This window comes from Nocardia sp. CDC153, assembly GCF_035818515.1.
In the GTDB taxonomy this organism is placed as follows: domain Bacteria; phylum Actinomycetota; class Actinomycetes; order Mycobacteriales; family Mycobacteriaceae; genus Nocardia.
This window is the reverse complement of record NZ_JAYKYU010000002.1, coordinates 839,957-865,341: the sequence shown is the minus strand read 5'-3', so window position 1 is coordinate 865,341 and position 25,385 is coordinate 839,957. Positions and strand designations below refer to the sequence as shown.

The following is a 25,385-nucleotide window of genomic DNA, read 5'->3' as shown; positions in this document are numbered from 1 at the left end:
TCACGACGACACGGGCCCGGCCGCACTCTGCGACCGGGCCCGAATTGGTCTCGGGATGCCTCCCAGCTATCTGCCCGCATAATTCGGGGCATGCGCGGAATCGACCCTGCCCCATAGTATTTCTGCGACTCAGTCGGCTGCGCTGTCCGAGGGGTGTAGCCGCAGCGAGATGGAGTTGATGCAGTAGCGCTTGTCCGTGGGCGTGGGGTAACCCTCGCCCTCGAACACGTGCCCCAGGTGGCTGTGGCAGGTCGCGCACAGCACCTCGACGCGCCGCATGCCCAGGGAGTTGTCTTCCTTCAAGATGACCGCGTCCGATTTGGCCGGGTCGAAGAAGGACGGCCAGCCGCAGTGCGAGTGGAATTTCTCGGTGCTGCGGAACAATTCGGCCCCGCAGGCGCGGCAGGAGTAGACGCCCTCGGTCTCGGTGTCGGTGTATTCGCCCGTGAACGCCCGCTCGGTGCCCGCTTCGCGCAGGACGCGGTATTCGTCCGGGGTCAGCTTGGTCCGCCATTCCTGCGGGGTCAGCTGGATGCGCGGGGCAGGCAGCGAGTTGTCGGCTTCGGAACTCATGGGCTCCACGCTAGTACGAGGCGGCGGCCTTCGTCCTGGGCGCGGGGGTGGCGTCGGCGGCCTCGGCGGGCTCGGTGGCCCATTCCGGATGCATCCAGGCCGGATCCAGCGACTTGCCGACCTCGAGCCGCCCTTCGCGCTTGGCGGCCAGGTAGCGATCCCCGAGCACACAGAACACGACGATCAGCAGCAGACCCCAGCCGAAGGTGGTGCGCAGGTACTCCAGATCGCGTCCGATGCTCTGCCAGCGGTCGGAGAGCCACTTGTCGTAGGACATGAATCCGAAGATCGCCAGCCACGCGGGCCAGTTGCGCAGCAGCGAATTGCGTTGCACGACGGTCAGCAGCATGGGGAACAGGAACATCGAGTAGTACATCTGGCCCAGCGAGCCCAGCAGCATGACCGCGGTGATCAGGATGCCGGAGGTGTTGCAGATGTAGAACACCTCGTCCTCGCGGTAGTACCGGTACAGGATCCACAGCGAGATCAGGACCAGGATGCCCATCACGATGCGAATGATCCAGGTCAGCCATTCGGCCACACCGTAGTACCCGGCATTGCCGACGATCGCGCTGTTGAAGTAGTCGCGCGCTTCCATCAGATACGGCAGCGTGTGGGTGAAGAACTGCTTGTAGTCCACGATCAGCGGCCACGCGATCAGGTTCAGCGCGATCGGCACACCCAGGGCCGTGATGAACACCTTCCACTGCCCGCGCACCAGCGGAATCAGCAGCAGCGGCACCAGCAATGGCCCCTTGACCGCGATCGTCAATCCCAATGCCACACCGGCCCACAGGTCTTGGCGCTTGAGCAGCAGGTGGATGAACACCATCATGGCCAGGAACAGACAGCCGTTGATGTTCGTGAAGGCCAGCGTATTGGTGACCGTCTCGGAGACGAACATGCCCAGCAGCAGCGCGGGCGCGGCCACCGAGTTGATGGTGAAGTTGAACAGCTTCAGCAGCAGATACCAGGCCAGCAGCAGCGCGAGCGCGTTGACCAGGATGAAGCACCACCGCGACTTCTCCGGATCGATGATCGCCAGCGGCGAGATCAACAGCGTCCCGCTCGGCGGATACAGATACGCCGGATCGGTCGAGTTGAAGTTCGCGTCGTACACCGCCCGGTGGTTGAGGAACGCGAGCGACGCGTTGTACACCGGCGTGAAGTCATTGGTCACGTGATAGTTGACAGCATTGATGAACACCCGATGAATCACGGTGAGTATCGCGACCGGCCACAGCGCGAAGTTCAGAACTTCACCGGTGGTACGAGCGGTCCGGGGCTCGAGCTGTCGAAGGAACACTCGAGCAAACTACACCGAAACCCCGCCGCCCACATGCGCCGACCCGCCCCTAACCCACCCCCAACGGACTCGAATCACCGAGTGGCACTCCCTGGAGGCGAATTCGGACAAATCCCCTCCAAGAAGTGCCACTCGACGAATCTCAGGCGGGGCAGGCGGTGCCGTCGGCGGGGAGGGTGGCGTCTTTGAGGTAGTCGGCGAGGGATTGTTGGGCGCAGCCGGAGTGGGCGAAGGTGGGGTGGCCCCAGCCTTGCCAGACGACCGTGGAGGTGCGGGCGCCTGCCGCGCCGAGCGCGCCGGTGACAGTGGGGCGGCCGTCTTGGCCTACGACGGGGTCGGCGCTGCCGCCGAGGACCAGGACCGGGAGGTTGAGTTTGTCGGGCAGGACCATGGGGGAGGCGGCGGGCCAGGCGGAGCAGGCCATGAGGTCGATGGCGGCCACCTTGCCGAAGATCGGATATTGGGTGGCCCAGCTGGATTCGAGTTCCTTCGCCTTGTCGGGGGTGGAGGGCTCGTGGTTGTCGCTGCAGCGGTTGACGAATTCGCCGTCGTTGGCGATGCCTGCGGCGGCGCGCAGCTGGAAGGGGGTGAGGGGGCCGCGGTCGCCGCGGGCGAGGGCGCTCAACGCGTCGGCGAATTCGGTGATCTGCGGATTGCCCTGGGAGCGTGAGTCGCCCAGGAATCCGCTCAGCGTGGTGACGAGCGCCGAGGCCGACAGGTCGCCGAATTGTCCGGCCCCGGCGCGATTCACCAGGTCGATGATGGCCTTGCGCGGATCGGCCCCGAGCGAGCAGTTCAGCGAGGAGCAGCGCTGCGCGAACGCGGTGAGCGCGGCCTCCTGTCCCTTGACGCGCTGTTCGGCGCGACCGTTCGCGTCCAGCCCCACGGCCTGCGGCGAATCCAGCACCAGCCGTCCGAGGTGCTGCCCGTACTTGCGCGCGTAGTTCAACGCCACGTTCGCGCCGGTGCCGGTGCCCATCAGCGCGATGTGGTCCACCTGCAACTGTTTGCGCAGCTGCTCGATGTCGTCGGCGGCGTGCGGCGCGTCGAAGGTCGCCTGGGCGGGTGCCAGGAAGTCCAGGCACGCCACGGTGGCCTCGCGTCCGGTGGTGCTCATGGCGTCCACGGGATCGGTTGCGCCCCGGGTGAATTGGTTCTGGTCGGCGATCGCCCGGCGCTGCGGGTCGGTCATGCACGTCACCGGCTGCGAGCTGCCGATGCCGCGTCGATCCACCGCGATGATCGGCCGCGCCGCCAGCAGCGCGCTCGCGTTCCCGGCCGCCAGCCCGGCCAGTGTCGCCGTCGAGGACCGATCCGATCCGGAGGTCAGGATCAGCGGCGCGGCGTCCTTGGGCGTGCGGTCGTAGCGCGCCCGCATGGCCGCGTTCTTGAAGTTGCCCGCCACATTCCCGGCCACATCCGTCTGCGACGGGTACTCGGCGCATTCGAGCACCAGCCCCTGCGGCGGCGCGCCGAGCGAGAGCAGGTTGAACGTCGGTGCGGTGCAGTCCTTCCAGGACAGGTCGGTCTTGGGCACCTCGGGCGCGGGCGGGGCGGTGTCGGCGGGCGCGGTGGTGGGTGCGACCCCGCCCTGGTGCGGCTGTTCCACGGCGACGGCGGGCCGGTCGGATGGCCCGGCCCCGCAGGCGGTGGTCACCAATACCGACAGTGTCGACGCCAGCAGAGCGGCCCGAGTCCAGCGCATGCGCTACAGCCTGCCAGGTCCGGCGGCCGGTTTCAGCCTCGGGTGTGTGCGCGTTCCCATCGGGTCAAGATCGTGCCGTCGGTGTCGAGCAGCAGGTGGCGGGGGACCATGGGGGTGGGCAGCGCCAAGGGGGACACCGCGATTCGGCCCGCCGACCCGCCCACCAGCTGCGGTGACACGGTCAGGCAGAGGTCGTCTACGCCCCGGTCGGCGATGAGTTCGCCGAACAGCGACGGCCCGCCCTCGCACAGCACGCGCCGCAGTCGCAGGCTCTCGAGTCCGGCGCGAATGCTCTGCGCGGTGCACAGGTTCTCGCCCGCCACGATCACTTCCGCGCCGGCGTCGATGAGCCGCTTCTTGTTGTCGTCGGACGCGGCGGCGGTGGTGAGGATGATGGGCCGCGCGCCCTCGTCGGTGAACAGCTTGCTCGCCGGATCCAGTGCCGCGCGGGCGGAGACGACCGCGATGCGCGGCGGCGTCCCGTCCGGATCGCCGCCGAGCCCTTCGGCGTGCAGGCGCTTGCGTAGTTCCGAATCGGTGTGCGCCGCACCGTATTTCTCCGCGCGCACGGTTCCGGCCCCGACCAGCACCACGTCGGCCAGATCGCGCAGCAGCGCGAAGATCTTCTTGTCCGCGGGCGTGCCCAGTCCGCCGGACCGCCCGTCGACGGTGACGGCCCCATCGATGCTGGTGACGAAGTTGACACGCAGGTACGGCGCGGATGGTTCGACCGGGTAGGCGTACAACTCCACCAGGTCGTCGCGGGTGAGGTCTGTGAGCTGAATCGCATTGGGCACAGGGGGCATAAGGTCCCATCCCACCACGGCCTTACGCTGACCGAGTGCAACAACGCCTCGTCGATCGCCACCCGGAGGTTCCGGCCGACCAGCTCGTGGCCCAGATGGTTCCGCCGCCCACCTTCGACGAGGTGAGCTTCGGCTCCTACATCCCGGACCCGAAGGAGCCCTCCCAGGCCGCGGCCGTGCAGAAGGCCGAGCAGTTCGCGGAGAACGTGACCAAGCTGCGCAAGGCCGCGGACAAGAAGCCGCTGTTCGGCAAGAAGAAGCCGGTGCACGGCATCGGCCTGTACCTCGACGGTGGGTTCGGCGTGGGCAAGACCCACCTGCTGGCCTCGATCTTCCACAGCGTGCCGACCCCGAAGTCGTTCGGCACGTTCGGCGAGGTCACCAATCTGGTTGGCGCGCTGGGCTTCAACAACGCCGTCGAGCGGCTCTCGGGCAACAGCGTGCTGTGCATCGACGAATTCGAGCTCGACGATCCGGGCGACACCATGCTGGTCTCGCGGCTGCTCACCGAGCTGACCGACCGCGGCGTGTCGATCGTGGCCACCTCCAACACCCTGCCGGGCCAGCTGGGCGAGGGCCGTTTCGCCGCGCAGGACTTCCTGCGCGAGATCAAGAAGCTGGGTGCGCTGTTCGAGGCGGTGCGCGTGGACGGCCCCGACTACCGCCACCGCGACCTGCCGCCCGCGCCGGAGCCCACCTCGCCGGAGGTGCTGATCGAAAGGGCCGCCGCCACACCGGGTTCCACGCTCGACGACTTCGACGAGCTGACCAAGCATTTGAGCACCCTGCACCCGTCGCGGTACGGCGCGCTCATCAATGACGTGTCGTCGGTGTTCATTTCGGGTGTGCACCCGGTGCAGGATCAGGCCGTGGCGTTGCGCATCGTGGTGCTGGCCGATCGCCTGTACGACGCGGGCATCCCGGTGACGGTGTCGGGCGCGAAGCTGGACCAGATCTTCACCCAGGAAATGCTGGACGGCGGCTACCGCAAGAAGTACCTGCGCGCCATCTCCCGCCTGCTGGCCCTGTCCCGCTTCGAGGCCCCCGCCCCGGCGTAAATCCGACCCGGCGGTTCTTAAAGTCCTCTCAGGTAATAAATTTCGAGGGTCAACGAAAACCGGGCCGACTTCGGTTTTCGTCCTCGGAAGGAGACCTACCTTGCGTAACCGTGCCGTCCAAGCCGCCGCGGTGGTGACCATCGCGCTCTCCGCCAGCCTCGGATCGGTGGCGACCGCCTTCGCCGCCGACCCGCCCGCCGCCACCAGCAGCGTCCTGGTCAACACCGACAACCGGTCCCTCGGCCTGACCGGTGTCCTCAATGCCCGGGACGCGGGCGGCTACCGCACGATCGACGGCCACACGGTGCGCACCGGTCTGGTGTTCCGCACCGGCGACCTCTCCAAGGCCACCGACGAGGACCTGGCCAAGCTCACCGCGCTGAACGTGGTGTCCGTGCACGACCTGCGCACCTCCTACGAGCAGCAGTTCATGGGTGTCGACAAGGTCCCCGCGGGCGCGACCGAGCACCACGACGACATCATCGGCCAGGCCCCGCCGCAGGTAATGGCTTCCACCCTGTCCGCGGGCACCGACCTCTACCGCGCCTTCATCACCGCCCCCGGCGCGAACGAGGGCTTCGCGAATGTGCTGCGCGACATCGCCGACAACCCCGGCGGCGTGCTGTTCCACTGCACCGCGGGCAAGGACCGCACCGGCTGGACCGCGGCCGTGCTGCTCACCATCCTCGGCGTGGACAAGGACACGGTCTACTACGACTACCTGCTGTCCAACTACTACCGCGGCGCCAAGGACGGCGACATGATGAACGGCGTCACCGCTTCGGCCCTCGACGCCGCCTTCGACCAGGTGAACAAGAGCTACGGCAGCTTCGACAACTACGTCCACGACGGCCTGAAGCTCACCGACGCCGACATCACCGCCCTCAAGGCGAAACTGCTGGCCTGACAAGGCGATTCGCCAACCCCACCTGAGAACGCCGGGCCGCCAGTGCGGCTCGGCGTTTCCCATTCGATCACACCGCCGGTGCCGCGTTCGATCACACCGCCGGTGCCGCGTTCGATCACACCGCCGGTGCCGCGGTCCGGGTGACCTCGTAGTGGGTAACGGAAACCGGTGCTGGGCGGGGTGTTTCGTACCAGCCGATGGCGCGGGCCCGTTCGGCGACGGCCGCTCCGGCCGTGTCGGCGGCGAGGTCATCGGTGAACAACGAGATGCTCAGGCCATTGCCGGTATCGGGGTCCTTCAGGTGGTAAGCGGCCACGAACCCGTCGACGGCGCTGACGGCCTCCATGACCCAGTCCCGGTCATCCTCCGGCATCGGCTCCCATACGGCGATCCGCGCGATCATCATCACTCCTGCTCGGGGTCGACTCCTGCTCGACGTCGGTCGACATCATCGTGCGGGGCGGGCCTTACGGGCGCATTACAGGGGTGATGTCCGCGCAGGTCGGGTTAGGGTGGCGGCGTGATCCTGTGTCGTGTCCTCGGTCCGGTGGTGATCGAGGTGGACGGCGTGGCGTGTGAGCTCGGCGGCCCCACCCCGCGGCGGGCGCTGGCGGCCCTGTCCACCGGGTCCGGTGCGCCGGTCGAGGATGCCGTACTGGCGGAGCTGGTGTGGGACACCGAACTCGACGACAACGTCAAGAACATGATGCGGGTCGTGATTCACCGGCTGCGCGCGGCGCTGGGCCCGGCCGGACATACCGCGATCGAGCGCACGCCGAGCGGATATCGGCTCGCCGGGGCCGCCGAGCACGAGTTGTCGATCGATCACGAGGTGTTCGCCGCGCGAGTCGACGAGGGTACGAGGGCGTTGGCGGCGGGTCGCCCGGGCGAGGCGGTCGACCTGCTGACCCGGGCCCTGGGCTGGTGGCGCGGCGAACCGTGGGCCGAACTCGGCGACGCCGTGCGGGTGACGGCGCTGCGCGCCCGCCTGATCGAGCTGCGCGACATGGCGTTCGACGAATTGCAGGCCGCCCGCCTGGCGTGCGGCGACCTCGCTCCCGTCGTGGCGGACACCAGCCGGGCGGTGGTCGAGACGCCGTATCGCGAAAGGCGTTGGGAACTGCTGGCTTTGGCGCTGTACCGCAGCGGTCGGCAGGCACACGCCCTGGCCGAGCTACGGCGGGTCCGGCGGCTGCTGGCCGATGAGCTCGGCATCGACCCCGGACCAGCGCTACGTGAGCTGGAGCGGCGCATGCTCGCCCACGATCCCGCCCTGCTCGTGACGCCGACCACCGACCGGCCGCCCGCGCCCGCCCCCGGCCCGACCATACGGACGCAAGAGCGAGTGGGTGGGGAAGCCAGCGCCGAGACCCGGACAGCCGCAGTGAGATCCGCCGAGGAAGCCAGCGTCGATACCTCAACAGCAGCAGTGAGTAGTTTCGCCGACGATATCTCCCGGAGCGCGTGGGAGGCGACCGGACGTCTACCGACCCGGCCGTCCGGTTCTTCTCGCGTCGGCGCGCCCCGGACCCGGCTGATCGGTCGGCAGCGCGAGCTCGCGCAGCTGGACATCTTGGTGGCCGCGCATCGACTGGTCACCCTGGTGGGCCCCGCCGGGGTCGGCAAGACCCGTTTGGCGGTCGAATACGCTGCCGTGCAGCCGAATTCTTGGTTGGTTCGGCTGGCGGACGTGCACCACACCGACACCATCGCCGCTACCGTCGCAGCCGCGATCGGATTGCCCTCCGCCGCAGACGATCCCGCGCTGGCCGTCCGCCGTGCCTTGGCCGACAGCGATGGCGTGCTGGTGCTGGACAATTGTGAACACCTGGTCGACGAGCTACCGAATTTCCTCCTGCCGCTGCTGGATTCGGCGAAATCGATACACGTCCTCGTCACCAGTCGCCGCTCCACCGCCATCGAGGGCGAGTACCTTGTCCCGCTGTCGCCGCTCCCGCTGGAAGCGACCGAGGGGTCCGGTACCGCCGTCGAGCTGCTCATTGATCGGGTGCGTATGCACCGTCCGCGCTGGCAGCCCGATGCGGGCGAATTCGCTGCGGCGCAGGCGATTTGTGTGGCGCTGGACGGGTTGCCGTTGGCGATCGAGTTGGCTGCGGCCCGCGAGCGGGTTCACGGGTTGGGTGGCATCGCTGTCCATCTGCGCGACCGGATCGACATTCTCGCGCCGACTCCGCGCGGGTCGCTGTCCCCGCACGCGTCGCTGTCGGCGGCCATCGCGTGGAGTGTCGATCAGCTCGATGCCGCCGATCGTCGGCTGCTGTTGCGGCTGTGGCCGTTCGAGGACGGATTCACCTGGGAGGCCGCCGCTGCCGTCTCGCCGGGTGACACGGCCGTGCTCGCGAGCCTGGCCGGATTGGTCGACCGCTCTGTGCTGGTCGCCGACACCGGCTCCGGGTTCGCGCGCTACCGGATGCTGGAGACCATCCGAATCTATTGCCGCGGAATCGATCCCGACCCGACCGCCACCCGTGCCGCGCATGCCCGCTGGGTGCGTGCCCTCGCGGTGGAGCAGGCCGCGCTGTTGACCGGCCCGCGCTCGGGGGAGGCCGCCCGCACGCTGTCGGCCGAACTCGCCAATATCCGTGCCGGAATCACCCACGATCTGGCCGTCGACCCCGAATCGGCCCTGCGCTCCGCCGGGGCGCTCGGGTATCTGTGGGTGACCGGCGGCACGATCGCCGAAGGCCGGGCGCTGACCGAGGCCGCGCTGGCCGCCTGCCCGGCCGCCCCGGCGCGCGACCGGGCCACGGCGCTGATCGGGCTCTCCATCTGCGCCCTGCACGGCGGCGACCACGAGGCCGCCCTCCGCCACGCGGACGCGGTGCTGGACCTCCTCGACCCCGCCGACCCCGAGCACGATGTGCTGCTGGCCCTCGCGCACTCGCGAAAGTGCAACGCGCTGGCCCAGATTGCCGACCACACCGCGCTCCGGGCGGCCCACGCTCGCTTCCTGGCCGCTGCCGCGCGCCCCGGCATCCCCGAGCACCTGCGCGTGAACGCCCAACTGGGCGTGGGGCTGCTGAAGTTCCGCGACGGCGACGAGGCGGCCGCCCTCGCCACCCTCGGCGCGGCGCACGAGATGGCCGGCCGCTGCGGCTACCTGTGGGGTGCGGGCATCACCGATCTGCTGTCGGCCTGGTGTCTGCTCGGCCACACCGCCTCCGACGCCGATCGAATCCGCGCGATCCTGCGGCTATTGGAGCGCGCCGTCGAATCCTTTCGCGCACAACCGAATGTCTCCGATCTGATCAGCGCCATGTTCGCGGGCGCCTGCGCACTCGCCGATCTCGGCGGCCTCGACGCGGCCGTCCGCCTGCACGCCGCGGTCGGCGCGCACGCCCACCGAATCGGCGTGAACCCCCACCGCTATCTGCCCCTGGCCGGGCCCGCCGCGCGGGAGCGGATGGATCGCCTGGCGAGTCTCGCGTCGGAATCCGGGGAACCGACGCCCGATTGGGAGGCGACGATCGAATTGTTCCTCGCGACGGCGAGGACCACGTCCGCGACGGTGTGCTCTCCCCGGTCCGGCCGCGGCCGTTAAATAGGGTTGACGGTCGCGGCGGGGTTGAATTACTGTTCCAAGCCTCATGGGTATCGGTTTCCTGTTTTTGTGATCGCCTCGCCGCGTTGAGCTGAGCTCCGCGGCGGTCCCCTTTCACTCACTCCACAAATGGGAGATCACTGTGCTTACCCTCCAATCTTCTGCTGTCACATCCCAGCTCACCCTGTCCGATGTCACCAAGCGCTATGCCGATCGTGTCGTATTCGACGCGGTGAACCTGTCGATCCGCCCGGGCGAGAAGGTCGGCGTGATCGGCGACAACGGCGCGGGCAAGTCGACCCTGTTGCGGCTGATGGCCGGTCACGATGTGCCCGACAATGGCGAGCTGATCGTGCAGGCTCCGGGCGGCGTCGGTTATCTGGCGCAAACCCTGGAGCTGCCGCCCACCGCCACCGTCGCCGACGCAATCGATCTGGCGCTGAGCGGTATTCGGGAACTGGAAGCCCGAATCCGCACGGCCGAGACCGAATTGGCAGAGTTGACCGGCCCGCTGGGCCGCCACCTCGACCGGTACACCATGCTGGTGAGCCGGTTCGAGGCGCGCGGCGGCTACCAGGCCGACGCGCGCGTCGATGCGGCGCTGCACGGTCTCGGGCTACCCGGCCTGGACCGGAATCGACTGCTGGGCACGCTGTCCGGCGGGCAGCGGCGGCGGTTGGCGCTGGCGGCCACCCTGGCCTCCGCGCCGGAGCTGCTGCTGCTCGACGAGCCCACTAATGATCTCGACGACGGTGCGGTCGACTGGCTCGAGCGCCGATTGCGTGACCACGACGGCACCGTGGTGGCGGTGACTCACGACCGAGTCTTCCTGGAGCGCATCACTTCCACGGTGCTCGAGGTGGACGAGGGAAAGGTCACCCGCCACGGCAACGGCTATGCCGGATACCTGCGGGCGAAGGCGGCCGAGCGGCAGCGCCGGGAGCTGGAATACCGCACCTGGCGTAGTGAACTGACGCGCAATGAACGGCTGGCCGAGTCGAATGTGGCTCGCCTGGAAGCGATTCCGCGCAAACTGCCGTTGGCGGTCTTCGCGGCGGGCCCGTTCCGGACCCGCAGTCGCGGCCACGGCGCGCAGTCGCGCATTCGCAATGCGAAGGAGCGGGTGGCGCGGCTGACCGCGGACCCGGTCGCCCCCCCCGGCCGACCCGCTCCGGTTCAACGCCGAGGTGACCCGCGGCGGATTCGCCGCCGACACAATGCGATCGGCAGTCCCCACCGGGAGATCGGCCGAGGCAATGCGGTCAGCCGAGGCAGTGCCACCAGCCGACGCAATGCCGTCAGCCGAGGCAGTGCCACCAGCCGAGGAGGCAATCCGATCGGCCGCAGAGCAGGCGGTCGCCGAGCTGTCGGACATCGAGGTGATCGGCCGTCTACGCATGGACGGCCTGCGCCTCGATCCAGCCGACCGGCTCCTGGTGACCGGCCCGAACGGCGTCGGCAAGACCACGCTGCTGCGCCTGCTGGCGGGCGAGCTCGCCGCGGACTCGGGCACGGTCACGGTCCGCGGCCGGGTGGGTCATCTGCGCCAGGAGGAGTCCCCGTGGCCCGCGGACCTGACGGTCCTGCGCGCCTTCGCCTCCGGCCGTCCGGGCCACCCGGACGAGCATGCCGATCAGTTGCTGTCGCTGGGCCTTTTCCGCCCGGAGGACCTGCGGCTGCGGCTGCGCGAACTGTCCTACGGGCAGCGCCGCCGGATCGAATTGGCCCGGCTGGTGACCGATCCGGTGGATCTGCTGCTGCTCGACGAGCCCACCAATCACCTGTCCCCGGCCCTCGTGGAGGACTTGGAGCAGGCGCTGGCGGGGTACACCGGTGCGGTCATCCTGGTCACCCACGATCGACGGATGCGGCAGCGCTTCAGCGGTCGCCGCCTCGAGTTGGTCGGCAGCACGGCCGCCCGATAACCGGTAGCCCGGGGCTCAGAACTCGTGCTGCAGCACGTAGTCGTGGTGCAGCTGGGCTCCGACGGTGAACCGCTTGGTTCCGGCGACCGTGAAGCCGTGTTTGCCGTAGAAGCGCTGGGCGCGAACATTCTCCTGATTCACGCCCAGCCACACGGCGACGCTCCCGGCCGCGCGGGCGGTGTCGAGGGCGGCGCGCATGAGCGCCCCCGCGATGCCGTTCCCGTGCTGTCCGGGCAGCACGTACATCTTGCTGAGCTCGGTCACCGGCCGCCGCGTGATCACGGCCGCCACGTCCGGGTCGGCGGGTTCCATCGCATTGAGCAGCGCGTACCCCACGATCTGCCCGCCGACGACGGCCTTGAGCACCACGCGGTCCGGATCGGCGAGGTACTCGCGAAACCGTTCCGGCGACAGCACCTTCGCGATGAACTCGGCCTCGTCCTCGGGTATCGAGCCGGGCGGGCAGGCCAGCGGGAAGGTGATGGCCGCGACGTCGTGGAGTTCGTCGGCGTCGTCGGCTACGGCTCGGTCGATGGCAACGGTGTCGGTCACCGTTCCAGTCAAGCAGGCTCGGCGGCGGGTTCGACGGGCGCGGTGCGTGCGCCATTGCGGGTGTGGAAGATCCGCGCGAACCCGATCAACACCACCGCGAACCCGAGCGGAATGGCGAATCCGGCCCGCAGATTGGCCGCGTCGGCGACCGCGCCGACCACCGCGCCGCCGACCAGCGTGCCCGCGTAGTTGAACAGATTGAGCCGCGCGATGAGCGCGTCGAGGTCCCGTCCGCTGGTGAGCTGCCCGGCCTCGCTGAAGCACAGCGGCGCGATCACCGGCAATCCGATTCCCGCGACCAGGAATCCGAGAATGGCGGCCACGGGCCCGGGCGCGGCGACCACGATCACCAGACCGATCGACCCGACCAGCGCGGCCGCCCGCACCACCGTGCGCGGGCCGAACCGGCGCACCCACAGGTCACCGGTGAGCCGTCCGACCAGCGACGCGCCCTGATAGGCGGCCAGCGCCAGCGCGGCGGTCGAGGACGAGGACAGCAGTTCGTCCTTCAGATACAGCGCCGACCAGTTGCCGACCGCGAGGTCGATGGCGAAGGCCAGCGCGATCACCACGCCGAAGAGCAGGAAGACGCGCACCGGCACCGAGCTGGTCGGTTCGTGTTCGGCCGGACCGGCTTCCGCCTCATCGGTGCCGAGCAGTCGCGGCCCGGCCGCCAGGCAACCGGCCAGCACCACGGCCGCGGCGGTCAGGACCGAGGCCCACAGCGGCACCTTCAGCGCCTCGAACGCCGACACGAACAGCGCCCCGGCGATCGATCCCGCACTCCAGGCGGCATAGAACGACACCAAAACGAATCGGCCATAGCCATGTTGAATGAAGACCGCCTGCATATTGGTTCCGGCGTCCACCATGCCCACCGCGATCCCGTAAACACCCAGCACCACGAACGCGCAGATCCGGTTCGGCGCGAACGCGATCCCCACGCCCGCGATCGCGACCAGCAACAACCCGACGCGCAACGCGGTCCGGCTCGACCAGCGCAGCGCCACCCGCTCGGCGGTGATGCTGCCCACGCCCGCGAGCAGCGAGATCAATGCCACGATCGCCACGATCAGCCCGTCGGACAGGTCGTAGTGGTCCTTCATCTGCGGCAGTTCGGTGAGGATGACGGCCAGGAAGAACCCCTGCAGCGCGAACGCCACCGAGTTGGCGGCGCGCGCCGTGCGCAGTGCCGGGGCGAGCGCACTGGACGGCTGGTTCTGGGACTGCGGGTCAAGCATGGCGAAAGAGTAGCGGCGGCAAGGCGGTCCGGCATCCCGGGCATCGGTTACGAACCGTCCGCCGCTTGATCACACGCGGCTCGCGATCGGGTAACGAATGTGGTCGCTTTCCTGCCGGTTGGCGGTCGCGCTGCTGCACTCTGGAAGTAACGGCTCGGGCTGGTGGTTTCCGATGAGGCGGAAGCGGCCCGGGCTTCGAGTGTGGTGGCTGGGGTGATCTTGTGAATACGAGGCGAGTCGAGGGTCCGCGCGAGCGGGCGGTGGCCTTGGCGGAACCTGATCCGCACTCGAAACCGCGGGCGGCGGTGCGGAATTCGACCGAGTCGGATTCGCGTGGTCGCGCGGCGCGGGATTCGCGTGGTCACGCGGCGGGGGAGAAGTGTCGAGAGACCGACTGCCCGGAATGCGGCTGGGATGTGCGACGCCTCGAGTACTGGCTGCGCGGCCGTCTGCTCGCCGCGGGGGCCGAGGACGCGCAGGTGAACGCGGAGGTCGGCGCGCACACCGTGGACGTGCTGTGGCGCAAGGGTGATCGGGTGTGCGCCATCGAGGTCTCCAGCGCCCCACCGGAGTTGGCCCGCGCCCGGGCGCTCACCGCGGAGCTGCGGACCAGCGGTTGTAGCGAAGTGCTCTGGATTTGCCCGCCCGGCTTCTGGACCGCGCAACTCCCCGCGGTCGGCATCGACGATTTCGCGGCCGACGGCTGCGACTACCGCATTGTCGGCGGCCTGCTCGCCTCCGGGCCGGGCGGCGTGGTGTCCGCGCGTCAATCCGCCTGGGAACTGCGTGAATTCGTGACGGGCTGGGTAACCGAGCAGATAGCGTTCGGCTGCCGCGACGAGCACCAGGGAGGATGGGCCACTGTGACCGACTGGGAGCGTCACACCCGGACACAGGCGGCCGTCATCGCACGGCAACGCCAGGAACTGATGAATCAACGCACGGCTTTGGCCTTGGCCCGCAAGGCAACTCGCGACAAGACCAAGCAGCTGCTGCGCATGACTCACCGACTCGAGCGCGCCGAGATCGCGGCCCAACAGCAGGCGGACGATCTGGCCCAGACCAAGCGCAAGATCGCCGACCACAACCGCGTGGACGCCACGCTGCGTCTGACCGTGGCCAGCCAACGCGCCGCCATCCTGCACTGGCAGCTGATCACCTGGTTCGCGGTACTGGTGATCGTGACGTTCATCGTCGCGGGACTGGTGCTGAAATAGTGATCGGAAGACTCCGAATTTCCTCCCCTCTTTAACGTATAACGCACCGGGGGGCTTGCGGCAAGGCCCCCTCTGTGCCGCACAATCGTCGGCCGGAGGTCAGTACCTGCGAAAATAGCTTTTTCGCATGGGCTGGCCGATGGCAACTTCGACGATGGGCGGGTTCATGTTCGATGTGATCATTGTTGGTGCCGGGCCGACCGGTCTGATGCTGGCTGGTGAATTGCGCCTACAAGGCGTGCAGACGCTTGTGATCGAGCGCGATGCCGAACCGACCAAGGTCGTGAAGGCGATGGGCATGCACGCCCGCACGATCGAGGTCCTGGATCAGCGCGGCATTGCCGAGCGGTTCTTGGAACTCGGCACGCAACACCCGACCAATGGGTTCTTCGCCGGTATCTATACGGAGACGCCGATCACCCTCGACACCAGTTTCCCGTTCGTGCTGGGTTTGCAGCAGCCGATCACCGATCGCCTGTTGACCGAGCACGCGCTCGAACTGGGCACCGAGTTCCGGCGCGGCGTCGAACTGGTCGGTCTGACCCAGGATGCGGAGGGGGTCACGGTCGAGCTGGCCGACGGCACGACGCTGCGTTCGCGCTATCTCGTCGGCTGTGATGGCGGCCGCTCGACGGTCCGCAAGGCGATCGACGTCGACTTCCCGGGCGAGCCGAGCCGCATCGAAACCCTGCTCGGCGAGGTGGAATTGACCGCCCCGCGCGAGGAGGTGATCGCCGCGGTCATGGAGCTGCACAAGACTCACCGCCGTTTCGGCGCGGTTCCCTTGGGCGGCACCGTCTTCCGCGTGGGCGCTCCCGCCGACGGCCTGGCCGACGACCCGCGCGTCCCGCCGACCCTCGAGGACTTGCGCCGCCAGTTCCAGGCCATCGCGGGCACCGACTTCGGCATGCATTCCCCCCGCTGGCTCAGCCGCTTCGGCGACGCCACCCGCCTGGCCGACCACTACCGCGTGGACCGCGTCTTCCTCGCGGGCGACGCCGCCCACATTCACCCGCCGGTCGGCGGCCAGGGCCTCAACCTGGGCGTCCAGGACGCCTTCAACCTCGGCTGGAAGCTGGCCGCCGCGGTGAACGGCTGGGCCCCCGCCGATCTCCTGGACACCTACGAGGCCGAACGCCGCCCTTGGGCCGAGGACGTCCTCAACAACACCCGAGCCCAAACCGAACTCTCCCTCCCCAACCCCGGCCCCCAATCCATCCGCCGCCTCCTCGCCGAACTCATGAACTTCCCCGAGGTGAAAAAGCACCTCACCGAAAAGGTCATAGCCATCAGCACCCGCTACGACTTCGGCGCGGGCCCCGACGCCCTGGGCCGCCGCCAACGCGACATCCCCTTGAAAAAGGGCCGCCTCTACGACCTCATGCACGAGGGCCGAGGCCTCCTCCTCGACCAAACCGGCACCCTCTCCACCGCCGGTTGGTCCGACCGAGTCGACCACGTCATCGATGTCAGCGAGGAACTAGACACCCCCGCCCTCCTGCTCCGCCCCGACGGCCACATCGCCTGGCTGGGCTCCGACCAACCCTCCCTCACCCCCGCCCTAACCCGCTGGTTCGGCACCCCCACCCCCTAACCCACCCCCTCGCACCGCGTCCCGCATGCAGGGCAATCAAGATCAGGGAGCCCTCACTGTGGCGAAACGGACAAACTCCCACACTGAGAGCTCCCTGATCTCGTTGCCTCGCATACTGCTGTGCCCGCGGCATGGCTATGCCAGCCCCTGCGGGCGGCTGCCGCCTCGGCGAAGGTTCATGTGCTGCACCCGGCATCGGGTTGCAGGGCTACGCCCGCCCGTATGACGGGTCCGCCACTTACGGCTGTGCTTGGCCGTGCCGGTGGCCGCCGCGCGCAGAGAGTCAGCGCACCGCAACCGGGCGCTGCGTCACACGCGCGTATCCGCCGCATAGAGCTGTGCCCGGCGGCGTGGTTGTGCGTGTGACGCAGCGGCCCCCGCCCGCGGGCAAAGCCAGTGGCGGTTGCGGGCGACCATACGCCGCGCGGTGATGTGGGCGCGCGCGTTAGTGGGCGGGGCGTGGCACCGCTGCGCTTGCCGTGTGGCTGGTCTGTGCTCGGCCGCGTGACTGTGGTCGCCGCGCGAGTCCGCCTGCATGGTTGTGCCTACCGCGTGGCGATGTGGCCGAGTGGTGGTGGGCGGCAAAGGAGTCGGGATGGGGAGGGGACGGTGGTTGGGGCGGGCGGAATTCGGGCGGGTGGTTTTTGGGACTGTCAGGTGTCGGTGGAGAGGCGGAAGGGGCCTCGGTCCCAGCGCCAGTTGTGGCGAAGGACGAGGGCGGCTAGGTCGAGGGGGGTGAGATCGGCTCGGAGGGTGTCGAATTCGGGCCAGGTGAGGGGGGCGGTGGTGAGGCGGTTCGTGAGGGTCGACTCCAGGCGGGCATTGACCGGGCGCGTCATCAGATCCGCGACGGCGTGGCGGCTGCCGGTCCAGGTGAGCCAGCCCCAGCCGTGCGCGTGGGCGTAGGCGCGCCCTGCGCGAGCGCGGGTGCGGTGGACGTGCAGGGCGGTGTGGGTTGGGGGTAGGACGTCGAGAAGGACGGTGCGGCCGTCGGTGAATCGGGCTGCGGCGGTGGGGTAGTGGGTGCGTTCGATGCCGTCGATCTCGTAGGTGACGGCGGCCGGGAGCTCGCGGAAGGTTTCCACGCGGCCGCTGCCGTCCAGGAGGCGGAACAGTCGTGCCTGCAGGGCGGTGTCGAAAGTTATTTCGCGGCCGAGCTTTTCGGAGTACATGTGGCCGCGGCCGTCATCGTCGTAGTCGAGCCGACCGGCCGGTAGCGTCGGCAGGTCGGCGGGTGTGCCGGTGCCCCATTCGACTCGCTTCAGCCACGGATTCCAGACGTCGTCGGGCACGTCCTCCGGCTGCGCGTTCGGCATCAGATGCCAGCGCCCCTTCTGCTGCCACCCCGCGATCCGCTGAAACACGAACCCCGCCAACCGTTTCGAGTCCTGCAGATCGTGCCCCGCGAGCCGCAGCTTGAGATACGCCCAATCCTGCGCCGCGATATCCCCGTCCGTCGCATAGGTTTCCGCGAGCAGCGTCCGAACGAGCCGCTCGTCACCCCACCCGACCGGATACCGCTGGGCGAAAACCCCGAGATCCGGTTCCCCGGTCGCCAGCACCTGCCGCAGCATGGTCCCCACGGCCCGCGTGTACAACTGCCGCGCCCGATCCCGCGACACCCCGAACCGCGCCCCCATCAGCATCAATGTCTCCGGGCTCTCCCCATCGAGCCCGAGCCGGCACGTCATCAACTCCGCATCCCGCGGCCGATCCGCGGCCACCTCGCCGACCATCCCGGCCAGCACCTCATTGACCTGTTCCAGCCCGAAGTCCACCCCATCACCCGGGTCCTCGCCCGGTGCCCCGCGCCTCGGTTCCCGAGTCGCCGTCGTGGGTGTATCGCTCGTCGTCAAGGCGGCCCCTACCCGTCTTCGCCAGTCTGTTCGACGAGCCTAACCGCGCCCACCGACACTTCCCGTGTCACGCGCGCGGGTTTGGTCCGCGCCGCCCGGATTCGGGTGCCGGACCGGCGCGGGTTGGCAAGGGTCGCTCAGCCGATGACGGCGTTCATCTCAGCCGATGACGGCGTTCATGATGGTGCCCGCGCTGGTGGCGATGATGCCGCCGATCATCGCGCCCGCGACCATCTTCGGCGAGGCCAGCCCGCCGCCGGACCATTTCTCCCAAGCGAACCGACCGCCCGCATAGGTAATGCCCAGCACACCGGACAGCAGAACGAACCAGGTGAAGTAGCGGACGAGCTTGAGCAGCTTGTCGGCGACCGGCGGGGTCTCCGGCGTGGGATTACCGAGCTGGGCGAGTACGCCTCCGTCGATCTGGGAAAGCACAGTGTCGTGGAAGGCGCTGAGCAACATGGTCACCACAAAAAGGTACCGCGAAATGCGGGCGACATGCCCGGGATGTGCGCGAGATCTACTGCGCTGGAACGACTCTCGAAGTTCGTATCGCTTGGGCTGATCCGACCGATCGGGATGCCCAGAAGTTGTATTGAGCGGATGACGGGATTCGAACCCGCGACCCTCACCTTGGCAAGGTGATGCGCTACCAGCTGCGCTACATCCGCATCGCGTCCCTCGGGGCTTTTCGGCCCGTCCGGCTGCGAGAGAGAACATTAGCCCACCCCCACCCACTTCACCAAAACGCCTGGCAACTCTCGGCAACTCTCGCAGCTCTCGTGCCTCGCTGCCGGTGGCAGCGAGGCACGAACCGAGAAGCGGTCGGGTGGCTCTCGCGCCGCGCTGCTGGTGCGGCGAGGCACGGGTCAGAGGCCGGGTGTTGCCCGAAGCCCGGTCATTGCGTCGACGAGCATGCAATTCAGCAGGGGGTTACTCGGCCGATGGCTGCTGGATTGCATGCTCGTGGGGTGTCTACTTGGGGGTGTCTTCGTTGAGGGGGACTATGGCGGAGATGAGGGTGGCGTCGCCTTGTTTGGTGGTGATGACCAGTTGGGGGGACCAGGTGCGGGTGGTGGTGTCGGGGTGGCGTTCGGTGACGATCATGACGTGTTGGCCGTCGAAGGGGCCGGGCATGATTTGGACGCAGTAGGTCGTGCCTACGGGGATGGAGTCGATTCCGGCTTGGATTTGGTCGACGGTGGGTGCGGCGGCGTCGGGGGCGAACATTTCGCGGACGGACTTGCCGGAGCGGTCGACGTAGTAGCGATTCTGTAGCGCGAGAATGACATCCGGGCCGGACTTGGTGCTGCCGGGGCCGTTGCCGCGCACGGTGTCGCCCTTCGTCTCATTGGGGCACAGGTCGGCGGGACCGGCGGCCGGTTGGGCGAAACCGGAGGCGGTGGGCGGGGCGGTGGCGGTCGGGGTCTGCGGTGCGGCGGCCTGTGGGGTGGCGACATGCGGTTTCGCGGGCGTGTTGTCGCCCGTGACCTTGGCGATCTGCACCGCGATGGCCGCGGTCACGGCCAGCACCGCCAGCAACCCGAGCAGCGGAACCGCCCACTGCCGCCCGCCGAGATCCAGCGACAACCCCAATCGCTCCCGCGCCGGGGTGGGCTTGGGCGCCCGCTTGAGGGGCCGCCGCTCGGTCGGATACCCGGGCGGCGGATCGAGCCGATCCCCCCGCTTCGACTGTCCGGCCGGATCGAACGACGCCCGCTCCCGCAGCACGTCATACGCACTCAACGCCCGCGGCGACCGATACCTCCGCCCGCGCGGCGGAATCCCCGCCGCCCGAACGGCCTCCCCCTCGCCAGCTACATTGCCACCGGCCGACTGACTCCGAATCGCGGAATCCCCTGTGTGCTGGTCAGACTCGTATCCACCGCCCCACTGGGAATCCGATCCGGACTCGTAGTCATCGGCCGAGTCACGTCGGGGCTCGGAATCATCGGGGCGAATGCCCGGCCCGTACCTGTTGTCCAGGTCGGGCTCCGAGCTGCGGCTGTCGATCGAATGGCGTTGCGGCCCATCGTCGGCCGAGTGAGGGTCGTCGGGCTGGTGTGCGTGGCGGCCGGCGGGGTGGGGCCGGTTGTCCCAGTGGGAGTGTCGAGCGGGGCCGGGGTAGTCGTCTTCGTCCAGGTCGTCTTCGTCGTATTCGATCGGCTCGTAGTTCTCGCGGGCTCGGTGGTATGCGCCGTCCTCGTAGTAATCGTCGTAGTAGTCGTCGTACTCTTCGGGATTCGTGGGGCGTGCCGGGGTGCCGGTGATCCAGTCCGACCAGGTGCCGGTGTATGCGCCGTCGGGTGCGGGGGTCACGGGTTCTGTTGTCCGCGAGTCGGATTCGGTGGTGCTCATGGCGTGGCCTGGGGGCTGAGGTTGGGGATCAGGGGAGCGCCGGATGTCGGGGGTGAGCTGGTGCCGAACAGGGGTGCGCCGCTCGTCGGGGTGGGTGAGGTGGTGGGGTCGGTGCCGCCGAGGGGGAATTGGTTGTTGGGTGGGGTGGAGGTGGGTGCGGTCGAGGTGCCCGCGAAATCCATTCCGACGCTGGGCTTGTCGCTGCCACCGAGGGGTGTGCTGCCGGATTGGGCGGCTCCGGACAGGTCGTGGGCGACGGCGGCGAACCACTGGCCGACCCAGTCGGTCGGGCTCTCGCCGAAGCCCGCGCCCTGGGCGTGGGTGTAGTCGTGCTTCTGCGCGGTGTCCCAGTACCGCACCCAGGTGGTGACGTCGAGGAGATCCTTGTTGTCGGTGATATTCTGGGTGACCGCCGAGAACGACTGGGTGACCAGCCTGCTGATCGTGGTCGGCGGCACCAGGTTGGTGACCGCGCCGAGCAGCTTCCCGCCGAAGACCGCCAGTCCGGCAATGGGATTGGCGAGTCCGGCGGTGGCGATCTCGGCGATGTTGGCGGGCGTCAGAATGTCCTTCACCACGGCCACGATCGAATTGATGGCAATGGTCCCGACCTTGAGCAGCGCCTGGAACGCGCCCGGGATATCGACCTGGGTGTTGGGATTCGAGGCGTCGGCGATGCGCTGCGAGATCGACTTCTGCGGCTGATACGACAGATCCGCGATCGAGGTCCCCGACACGTCGTTGTTCACCACCGAGGTGACGGTCTTGATCGAGGTGTAGGCCAGCGCCTCCGCGATCGACTTCAGCGACCCGATCGGGTCACCGGCCGAAAGCTCCACCTGCCCGGCGATATTGGCGACGGTCCGCACCAGCGGCGCGCCGACGGGCGTATCGCAGGCCAGATCGCCCTCGGTGCAGAATTCCGCGACCCGCCCGACCAGCGACCCGAAATTCTCCAAAGTGGCGCTGTCGGGCGCGATTCCGGCCCCGGACGCGGTCTTGGTGGCGGGTGGATCCCCGAGCCCCGAGACCGCCTTGCCGTCGGTGCCGGGTGCGGCCGTGGGCAGCTTCTGATCCGGCTTGCCGGGGAACAGCGGCGCGTTGGCATTGCGATTCGGGTCACCGAAAAGCGCGACGGCCGCGATCTTCTCGGCCGGCACCGTGCCCTTGCCCGCGCCGACCTCCTGCGCGAACTGCGAGGCCACGTGCGCGCCCTGCGAGTACCCGGCGATCGCCAATCGCGAACTGGGGCACCGGTCGACGACCTGTTTGGCCATGGACCGCAGCCGGTCGAGTCCGTCGCCCACGGACTTGGAGTAGGTGACGGTGCTGGCCGAGGTGGCCCCGCCGAACGACGCCTCGTACGGCACGTAGGCGCGATCCACCAGCCCCGGATCGCTGGCGGCGGCCATCATGGGCCGGAAGACCTCCGACAGCATGCCGGTGTCGGTGGTGACGGCGGCGTCGGGGGAGGATTCGCCGGTGCCCTGGATGCCGAGGGCGAACAGGGCCGGGCATTTGTCGATGGGCACGGTGGTGTCCGGCGGTCCGCCCCGGGCCACCCCGACGGCGACCATGGCGATGACGCAGACGACGGCGGTCAGTAGCGCCGAGCTACGGACTCCTATGGCGGGCAGCGGGTTTCGATGCACGTCGCACCTCGTTCAGATCAGGGATCGGCTGATTCCGCGCCGTGCTGCGCGCGTTCGGTGATCCGCGCCCCGGCAATGCGTGCCGCGGTGAGGATCTGCTCGGCCAGGAGCCGAACCGGTTGCGGGGGAGTGCGAGTGGGATCGCCGTCGTCCACCGGGGTGTGTCCGGCGGCGGGATCCCATTCCGCCATTTCGTAGGGTTCCAGGGCCCGCCATTGCTCGAGCCAGCCGAGTCGCCAGGTGCGGGCGCCCAGGGCGAGGGCCAGTCCCTCCATTTCCTCGCGCCGCTGCGCGACCGGAATCGGCAGTGGCCGAGCCGCATCCGCCACCGTGAGCACCCCGACCACCTGGCTGCCCACCGGCGTGGCCTGCGCCTGATGCGCCAGCAGCGCCCGGTGCAGGGCGTTCACCCCGCGCAGATGACTGCGTCCGACCAGGACGACCAGCGGCGAATCCATATCCGCGCCGAGCCCGATCCGCGCGGGCCACCGCTGCCCCGCATCGCCCGCCCAACTCAAACTGGCGGCCAGACTGCTGACCCCCGCGCCCCCGTGCACTCCGACGAGCCACACGAGCGGCGGTCTGGCGGGCCGATTCGGCACGGCCCGATGCCACATCGGCACGGGTTGCATGGCGGGCGCGGGCTGCCCCGTCGAGATGCCAGGCGCGGGCTGCCCTGCCAAGACGCCGGGTGCGGGTTGCCCTGTCGAGATGCCGGGTGCGGGCTGCCTGTGTGGCGCGAACTCGCGCGCGCCAGGTTCCCTCCCAGCGATGCCGACGAGTCCATTCCCCGTCATCCCGGCATGCTCTTGGCCGGGATCCACCCCGTACGGCCGCGATAGCTCGATCGTCATCGCAACGCCCCCAACAGGGCGAGGTAGGCGTCCCGGGTCTCGGCGGCGAGTCGGTGCCACGAAATGGGACCGCCGCTGGCGAGGTGTATGTCGAAGGGAATCTGCACCACGGCCCGCACCCATGAACCCAGGTGTGTCCGAACGTGATCCACGACGGCCGCCGCCGACCCGGGCACCTGCTCGGTGAGCACGATCACCGCGTCGCCGACCACGAATTCGCTGAAGTTCTCGTCCAGCCACCCCAGCGCGGGCTGCAGCCGATTGATGGCGTCGGGCCGCGCGGCCACGGTGATCACCAGCCCGACCCGGGGATCGGACAGCAGGGGTGCGGCCAACCGGCTCGTCACGGGTGCTCCGGCGTCGAAAACACCCAGCAGTCCGGCGGTTTCGAGGTGTCGAGCGACCGAGACCAGAGATTCCCTGCGCGGCAAAGGATCCGGTGTCCGCGCCAGCACCCGAACCCCGGTCGAAGTCTGCCCCGAGCAGGCCCCCACACTCGACGCGAGCCCCGGATACGCCGTCCCCAGCCACTTCTGGAGCGTGCTCACCGGCGCGGCCGCATCGCACCCCCGCAATGCCACATCCCCGCCCCCGAGCGTGGCGTCGACGACAACCGGCCAAATCTCCCCGTCACTGTCCACGGCCGCCGCCGCGGCCAACCCCAACGCCGTGGTCGTGGCCCCCGACGACCCCGACCCCCCGAGCACCAGCACCGACGGCACCGCCGCCCGCACCAGCCGCCCCTGCCCACCCCGCAACGGCACCGCATCCGTAGGCGACCCCGCGGGCGCAGGCTGCCACAACTCACTACCCCGCGAATCCCCTTCGCCCCCACCCTCACTCACCCGCACCGCCTCCAACAACCGCTCCACCACCTCACCCCGCCGCCCCGCTCCACCTTCCACTCCCGTAACGGACTCGACCTGCCCCGCCGCCGTCTCCGCCTGCTCCACCGCGGAAGTGTCAGTTCGCGCGTCGGGACAGGTCTGCTCTGGCGCAGGGTCGACCTGTCGTGCCGCCGCATCGGATTGGGACGCTGGATCGGCCTGTGCGGCAGCGGGGGTGATCGGTGTGGGGGTAGGGGCGAGGCGCTGCGCCGCCAATGCGGCCTGCCACGCCGCGGTGGCGGCCCGGCGGGTGGCCTCGGACTGCTCGGGTGTCGCGGGCGGATGAGGCGTGGCCTGGGTGTGCGAGGGGAACCCAGGCTGCTGCGCGGGGGAGTTCGGTTGGGGGGATGTCGGGTTGGGGTGTTGTGCGGACTCGTCCGGGCGGAACCAGAAGTCGCGGTGGGGTGTTGGGGAGCCGCCGGGTGTGGCCGCGTTCGCATGGGGCGAATCGGGGTGGGGTGGGCCGGGGTGCGCGGGGCGGAGCCGGTCGTCGATGTCGACCATGGGGTCACCGGCTTCCGGCGACGATGGCGGTGATGCGGAGTTGGCCGTCGCGGACGGCGGTGGTGATGACCTGTTGCCAGGAGGTTTGGGAGCCGTCGGGGTGTTTCTCGTCGACGGTGACGTTCCAGTGGTCGGCGTCCGCGCCGGTGATGGTCACGCAGTGCTGGGTGCCGGTCGGGGTGGCGGCGATGGCGTCGCGGGTGGCCTGTTCCGGGGCGACGCGGGCGTCGGGGGCGAGCAGGGCCCGCACGGCGTTGGCGTCGCGCTGGACGTACCAGGCGTATTCGAGGCGCATGATGATGCCGGGGCCGCTGCCGAGGTCGCCCGCGCTGGCTCCGCTGACTCGTTCGGGGGTGTTGCGCTCCTGGCACCAGGCCACGAGTCCGGGCTGGTTCGCCGCCGGGGTGGACGCGCTCGCGGTGGTGGTCGGAATGGCCTGGGGTGCGCCGGAATCCCCGGGCGAGAGCGCCAGCCAGGCCACGACCGCCACGATCACCAGTGTCAGCGACACTCCAGCAATCGCGAGGGCGCGCTGGCGAATCCGTATCCGCCGCTGCGTCTGCACCGCCCGCCGCCGCGCCTCCACCACCAGCGCGGCCATCGGATCCTCGGCCATCAGGTCATAAGGACTGACCCCGGCCTCCCGCCGCGACCCACTCGGCTCCGGCGCACCCCCTTCACTCAGCCACGAAGCCCACCCGGGCTCACCGCTGTCCACCTCCGCCGCGGGCACCACCCCCGACGGCGCGAGCGCAGGCATCGGCGGCCGCCCACCCCCGCCACGCCCGACCCCCGGCCGCGCCCCGGCGACATCGAGATCCTCCCGCC

General features: G+C 69.2%; 19 protein-coding genes, 1 tRNA gene and 1 pseudogene. 6 read left to right on the top strand and 15 right to left on the bottom strand.

Annotated features, from left to right (window positions below; translation table 11 throughout):
* Positions 1–129: 129 nt before the first annotated feature.
* The 4 genes from msrB to VMT65_RS12475 all read right to left on the bottom strand — a co-directional run bounded on the left by msrB (position 130) and on the right by VMT65_RS12475 (position 4,390).
* A complete protein-coding gene (gene msrB / locus VMT65_RS12490; protein WP_326308282.1) occupies positions 130–573 on the bottom strand; it encodes a peptide-methionine (R)-S-oxide reductase MsrB in 444 nt (147 codons plus the stop codon).
* Between the two features lie 10 nt (positions 574–583).
* On the bottom strand, positions 584–1,879 hold the full coding sequence (locus tag VMT65_RS12485) for a glycosyltransferase family 87 protein (protein WP_326308281.1): 1,296 nt from the start codon (positions 1,877–1,879) through the stop codon (positions 584–586).
* A 142-nt stretch (positions 1,880–2,021) separates the two neighbouring features.
* Positions 2,022–3,584 carry an alpha/beta hydrolase gene (locus VMT65_RS12480; protein ID WP_326308280.1) on the bottom strand — a complete coding sequence of 521 codons (1,563 nt, stop codon included), beginning with the start codon at positions 3,582–3,584 and terminating at the stop codon, positions 2,022–2,024.
* Between the two features lie 32 nt (positions 3,585–3,616).
* Positions 3,617–4,390: a pyrimidine reductase family protein gene (locus VMT65_RS12475; RefSeq protein ID WP_326308279.1), complete on the bottom strand. Its 774-nt coding sequence runs from the start codon at positions 4,388–4,390 to the stop codon at positions 3,617–3,619.
* A gap of 35 nt (positions 4,391–4,425) precedes the next feature.
* On the opposite strand from VMT65_RS12475, the gene zapE reads away from it, so the two are divergent.
* Both zapE and VMT65_RS12465 read left to right on the top strand, forming a co-directional pair.
* Positions 4,426–5,448 carry a cell division protein ZapE gene (gene zapE, locus VMT65_RS12470; protein WP_326308278.1) on the top strand — a complete coding sequence of 341 codons (1,023 nt, stop codon included), beginning with the start codon at positions 4,426–4,428 and terminating at the stop codon, positions 5,446–5,448.
* Between the two features lie 100 nt (positions 5,449–5,548).
* Positions 5,549–6,355, top strand: a complete 807-nt coding sequence (locus VMT65_RS12465; RefSeq protein ID WP_326308276.1) for a tyrosine-protein phosphatase — start codon at positions 5,549–5,551, stop codon at positions 6,353–6,355.
* Positions 6,356–6,470: 115 nt separating this feature from the next.
* Here VMT65_RS12465 and VMT65_RS12460 read toward each other — a convergent pair whose 3' ends face one another.
* Complete coding sequence (locus VMT65_RS12460) at positions 6,471–6,758, bottom strand: hypothetical protein (RefSeq protein WP_326308275.1); 288 nt, start codon at positions 6,756–6,758, stop codon at positions 6,471–6,473.
* A gap of 117 nt (positions 6,759–6,875) precedes the next feature.
* Here VMT65_RS12460 and VMT65_RS12455 point away from each other — a divergent pair, with 117 nt between their 5' ends.
* Positions 6,876–9,917 (top strand): AfsR/SARP family transcriptional regulator, encoded by a 3,042-nt coding sequence (locus tag VMT65_RS12455; protein ID WP_326308274.1) that lies wholly within the window; start codon positions 6,876–6,878, stop codon positions 9,915–9,917.
* 142 nt (positions 9,918–10,059) lie between these two features.
* Positions 10,060–11,842 (top strand): annotated as a pseudogene (locus tag VMT65_RS38420) (ABC-F family ATP-binding cassette domain-containing protein).
* Between the two features lie 15 nt (positions 11,843–11,857).
* Here the strand turns inward: VMT65_RS38420 and VMT65_RS12435 are convergent.
* A complete protein-coding gene (locus tag VMT65_RS12435; protein ID WP_326308271.1) occupies positions 11,858–12,394 on the bottom strand; it encodes a GNAT family N-acetyltransferase in 537 nt (178 codons plus the stop codon).
* Between the two features lie 8 nt (positions 12,395–12,402).
* Positions 12,403–13,635 (bottom strand): MFS transporter, encoded by a 1,233-nt coding sequence (locus VMT65_RS12430; RefSeq protein WP_326308270.1) that lies wholly within the window; start codon positions 13,633–13,635, stop codon positions 12,403–12,405.
* A gap of 221 nt (positions 13,636–13,856) precedes the next feature.
* Between VMT65_RS12430 and VMT65_RS12425 the strand changes: the two genes are divergently transcribed.
* Both VMT65_RS12425 and rox read left to right on the top strand, forming a co-directional pair.
* Entirely contained in the window at positions 13,857–14,852 is a 996-nt protein-coding gene (locus VMT65_RS12425; RefSeq protein ID WP_326308269.1) for a hypothetical protein, read from the top strand.
* A gap of 166 nt (positions 14,853–15,018) precedes the next feature.
* A complete protein-coding gene (rox, locus tag VMT65_RS12420; protein WP_326309154.1) occupies positions 15,019–16,446 on the top strand; it encodes a rifampin monooxygenase in 1,428 nt (475 codons plus the stop codon).
* A 653-nt stretch (positions 16,447–17,099) separates the two neighbouring features.
* On the opposite strand, the gene VMT65_RS12415 is transcribed toward rox, so the two are convergent.
* The 8 genes from VMT65_RS12415 to VMT65_RS12380 form a co-directional block, all read right to left on the bottom strand.
* Positions 17,100–18,224 carry a hypothetical protein gene (locus VMT65_RS12415; RefSeq protein WP_326308267.1) on the bottom strand — a complete coding sequence of 375 codons (1,125 nt, stop codon included), beginning with the start codon at positions 18,222–18,224 and terminating at the stop codon, positions 17,100–17,102.
* A 237-nt stretch (positions 18,225–18,461) separates the two neighbouring features.
* Positions 18,462–18,770: a hypothetical protein gene (locus tag VMT65_RS12410; protein WP_326308266.1), complete on the bottom strand. Its 309-nt coding sequence runs from the start codon at positions 18,768–18,770 to the stop codon at positions 18,462–18,464.
* Positions 18,771–18,900: 130 nt separating this feature from the next.
* Positions 18,901–18,973: transfer RNA gene (locus VMT65_RS12405), tRNA-Gly, on the bottom strand.
* Between the two features lie 304 nt (positions 18,974–19,277).
* Positions 19,278–20,660 (bottom strand): hypothetical protein, encoded by a 1,383-nt coding sequence (locus tag VMT65_RS12400; protein ID WP_326308265.1) that lies wholly within the window; start codon positions 20,658–20,660, stop codon positions 19,278–19,280.
* Positions 20,657–22,312: a cutinase family protein gene (locus tag VMT65_RS12395; protein ID WP_326308264.1), complete on the bottom strand. Its 1,656-nt coding sequence runs from the start codon at positions 22,310–22,312 to the stop codon at positions 20,657–20,659. The genes VMT65_RS12400 and VMT65_RS12395 overlap by 4 nt, the downstream gene beginning before the upstream one ends.
* A 17-nt stretch (positions 22,313–22,329) precedes the next feature.
* On the bottom strand, positions 22,330–22,884 hold the full coding sequence (locus VMT65_RS12390) for a hypothetical protein (RefSeq protein WP_326308263.1): 555 nt from the start codon (positions 22,882–22,884) through the stop codon (positions 22,330–22,332).
* 278 nt (positions 22,885–23,162) lie between these two features.
* Complete coding sequence (locus tag VMT65_RS12385; protein ID WP_326308262.1) at positions 23,163–24,557, bottom strand: hypothetical protein; 1,395 nt, start codon at positions 24,555–24,557, stop codon at positions 23,163–23,165.
* 4 nt (positions 24,558–24,561) lie between these two features.
* A complete protein-coding gene (locus tag VMT65_RS12380) occupies positions 24,562–25,317 on the bottom strand; it encodes a hypothetical protein (RefSeq protein WP_326308261.1) in 756 nt (251 codons plus the stop codon).
* Positions 25,318–25,385 lie beyond the last annotated feature (68 nt).

Excerpts from the sequence above, each read along its gene's own strand:
- VMT65_RS12460 (WP_326308275.1), bottom strand. The coding sequence starts at position 6,758 with ATGATCGCGCGGATCGCCGTATGGGAGCCGATGCCGGAGGATGACCGG.
- VMT65_RS12430 (WP_326308270.1), bottom strand. The coding sequence starts at position 13,635 with ATGCTTGACCCGCAGTCCCAGAACCAGCCGTCCAGTGCGCTCGCCCCG.
- VMT65_RS12475 (WP_326308279.1), bottom strand. The coding sequence starts at position 4,390 with ATGCCCCCTGTGCCCAATGCGATTCAGCTCACAGACCTCACCCGCGAC.
- VMT65_RS12385 (WP_326308262.1), bottom strand. The coding sequence starts at position 24,557 with ATGGTCGACATCGACGACCGGCTCCGCCCCGCGCACCCCGGCCCACCC.
- VMT65_RS12480 (WP_326308280.1), bottom strand. The coding sequence starts at position 3,584 with ATGCGCTGGACTCGGGCCGCTCTGCTGGCGTCGACACTGTCGGTATTG.
- rox (WP_326309154.1), top strand. The coding sequence starts at position 15,019 with ATGTTCGATGTGATCATTGTTGGTGCCGGGCCGACCGGTCTGATGCTG.
- VMT65_RS12380 (WP_326308261.1), bottom strand. The coding sequence starts at position 25,317 with ATGCCTGCGCTCGCGCCGTCGGGGGTGGTGCCCGCGGCGGAGGTGGAC.
- msrB (WP_326308282.1), bottom strand. The coding sequence starts at position 573 with ATGAGTTCCGAAGCCGACAACTCGCTGCCTGCCCCGCGCATCCAGCTG.
- VMT65_RS12400 (WP_326308265.1), bottom strand. The coding sequence starts at position 20,660 with ATGAGCACCACCGAATCCGACTCGCGGACAACAGAACCCGTGACCCCC.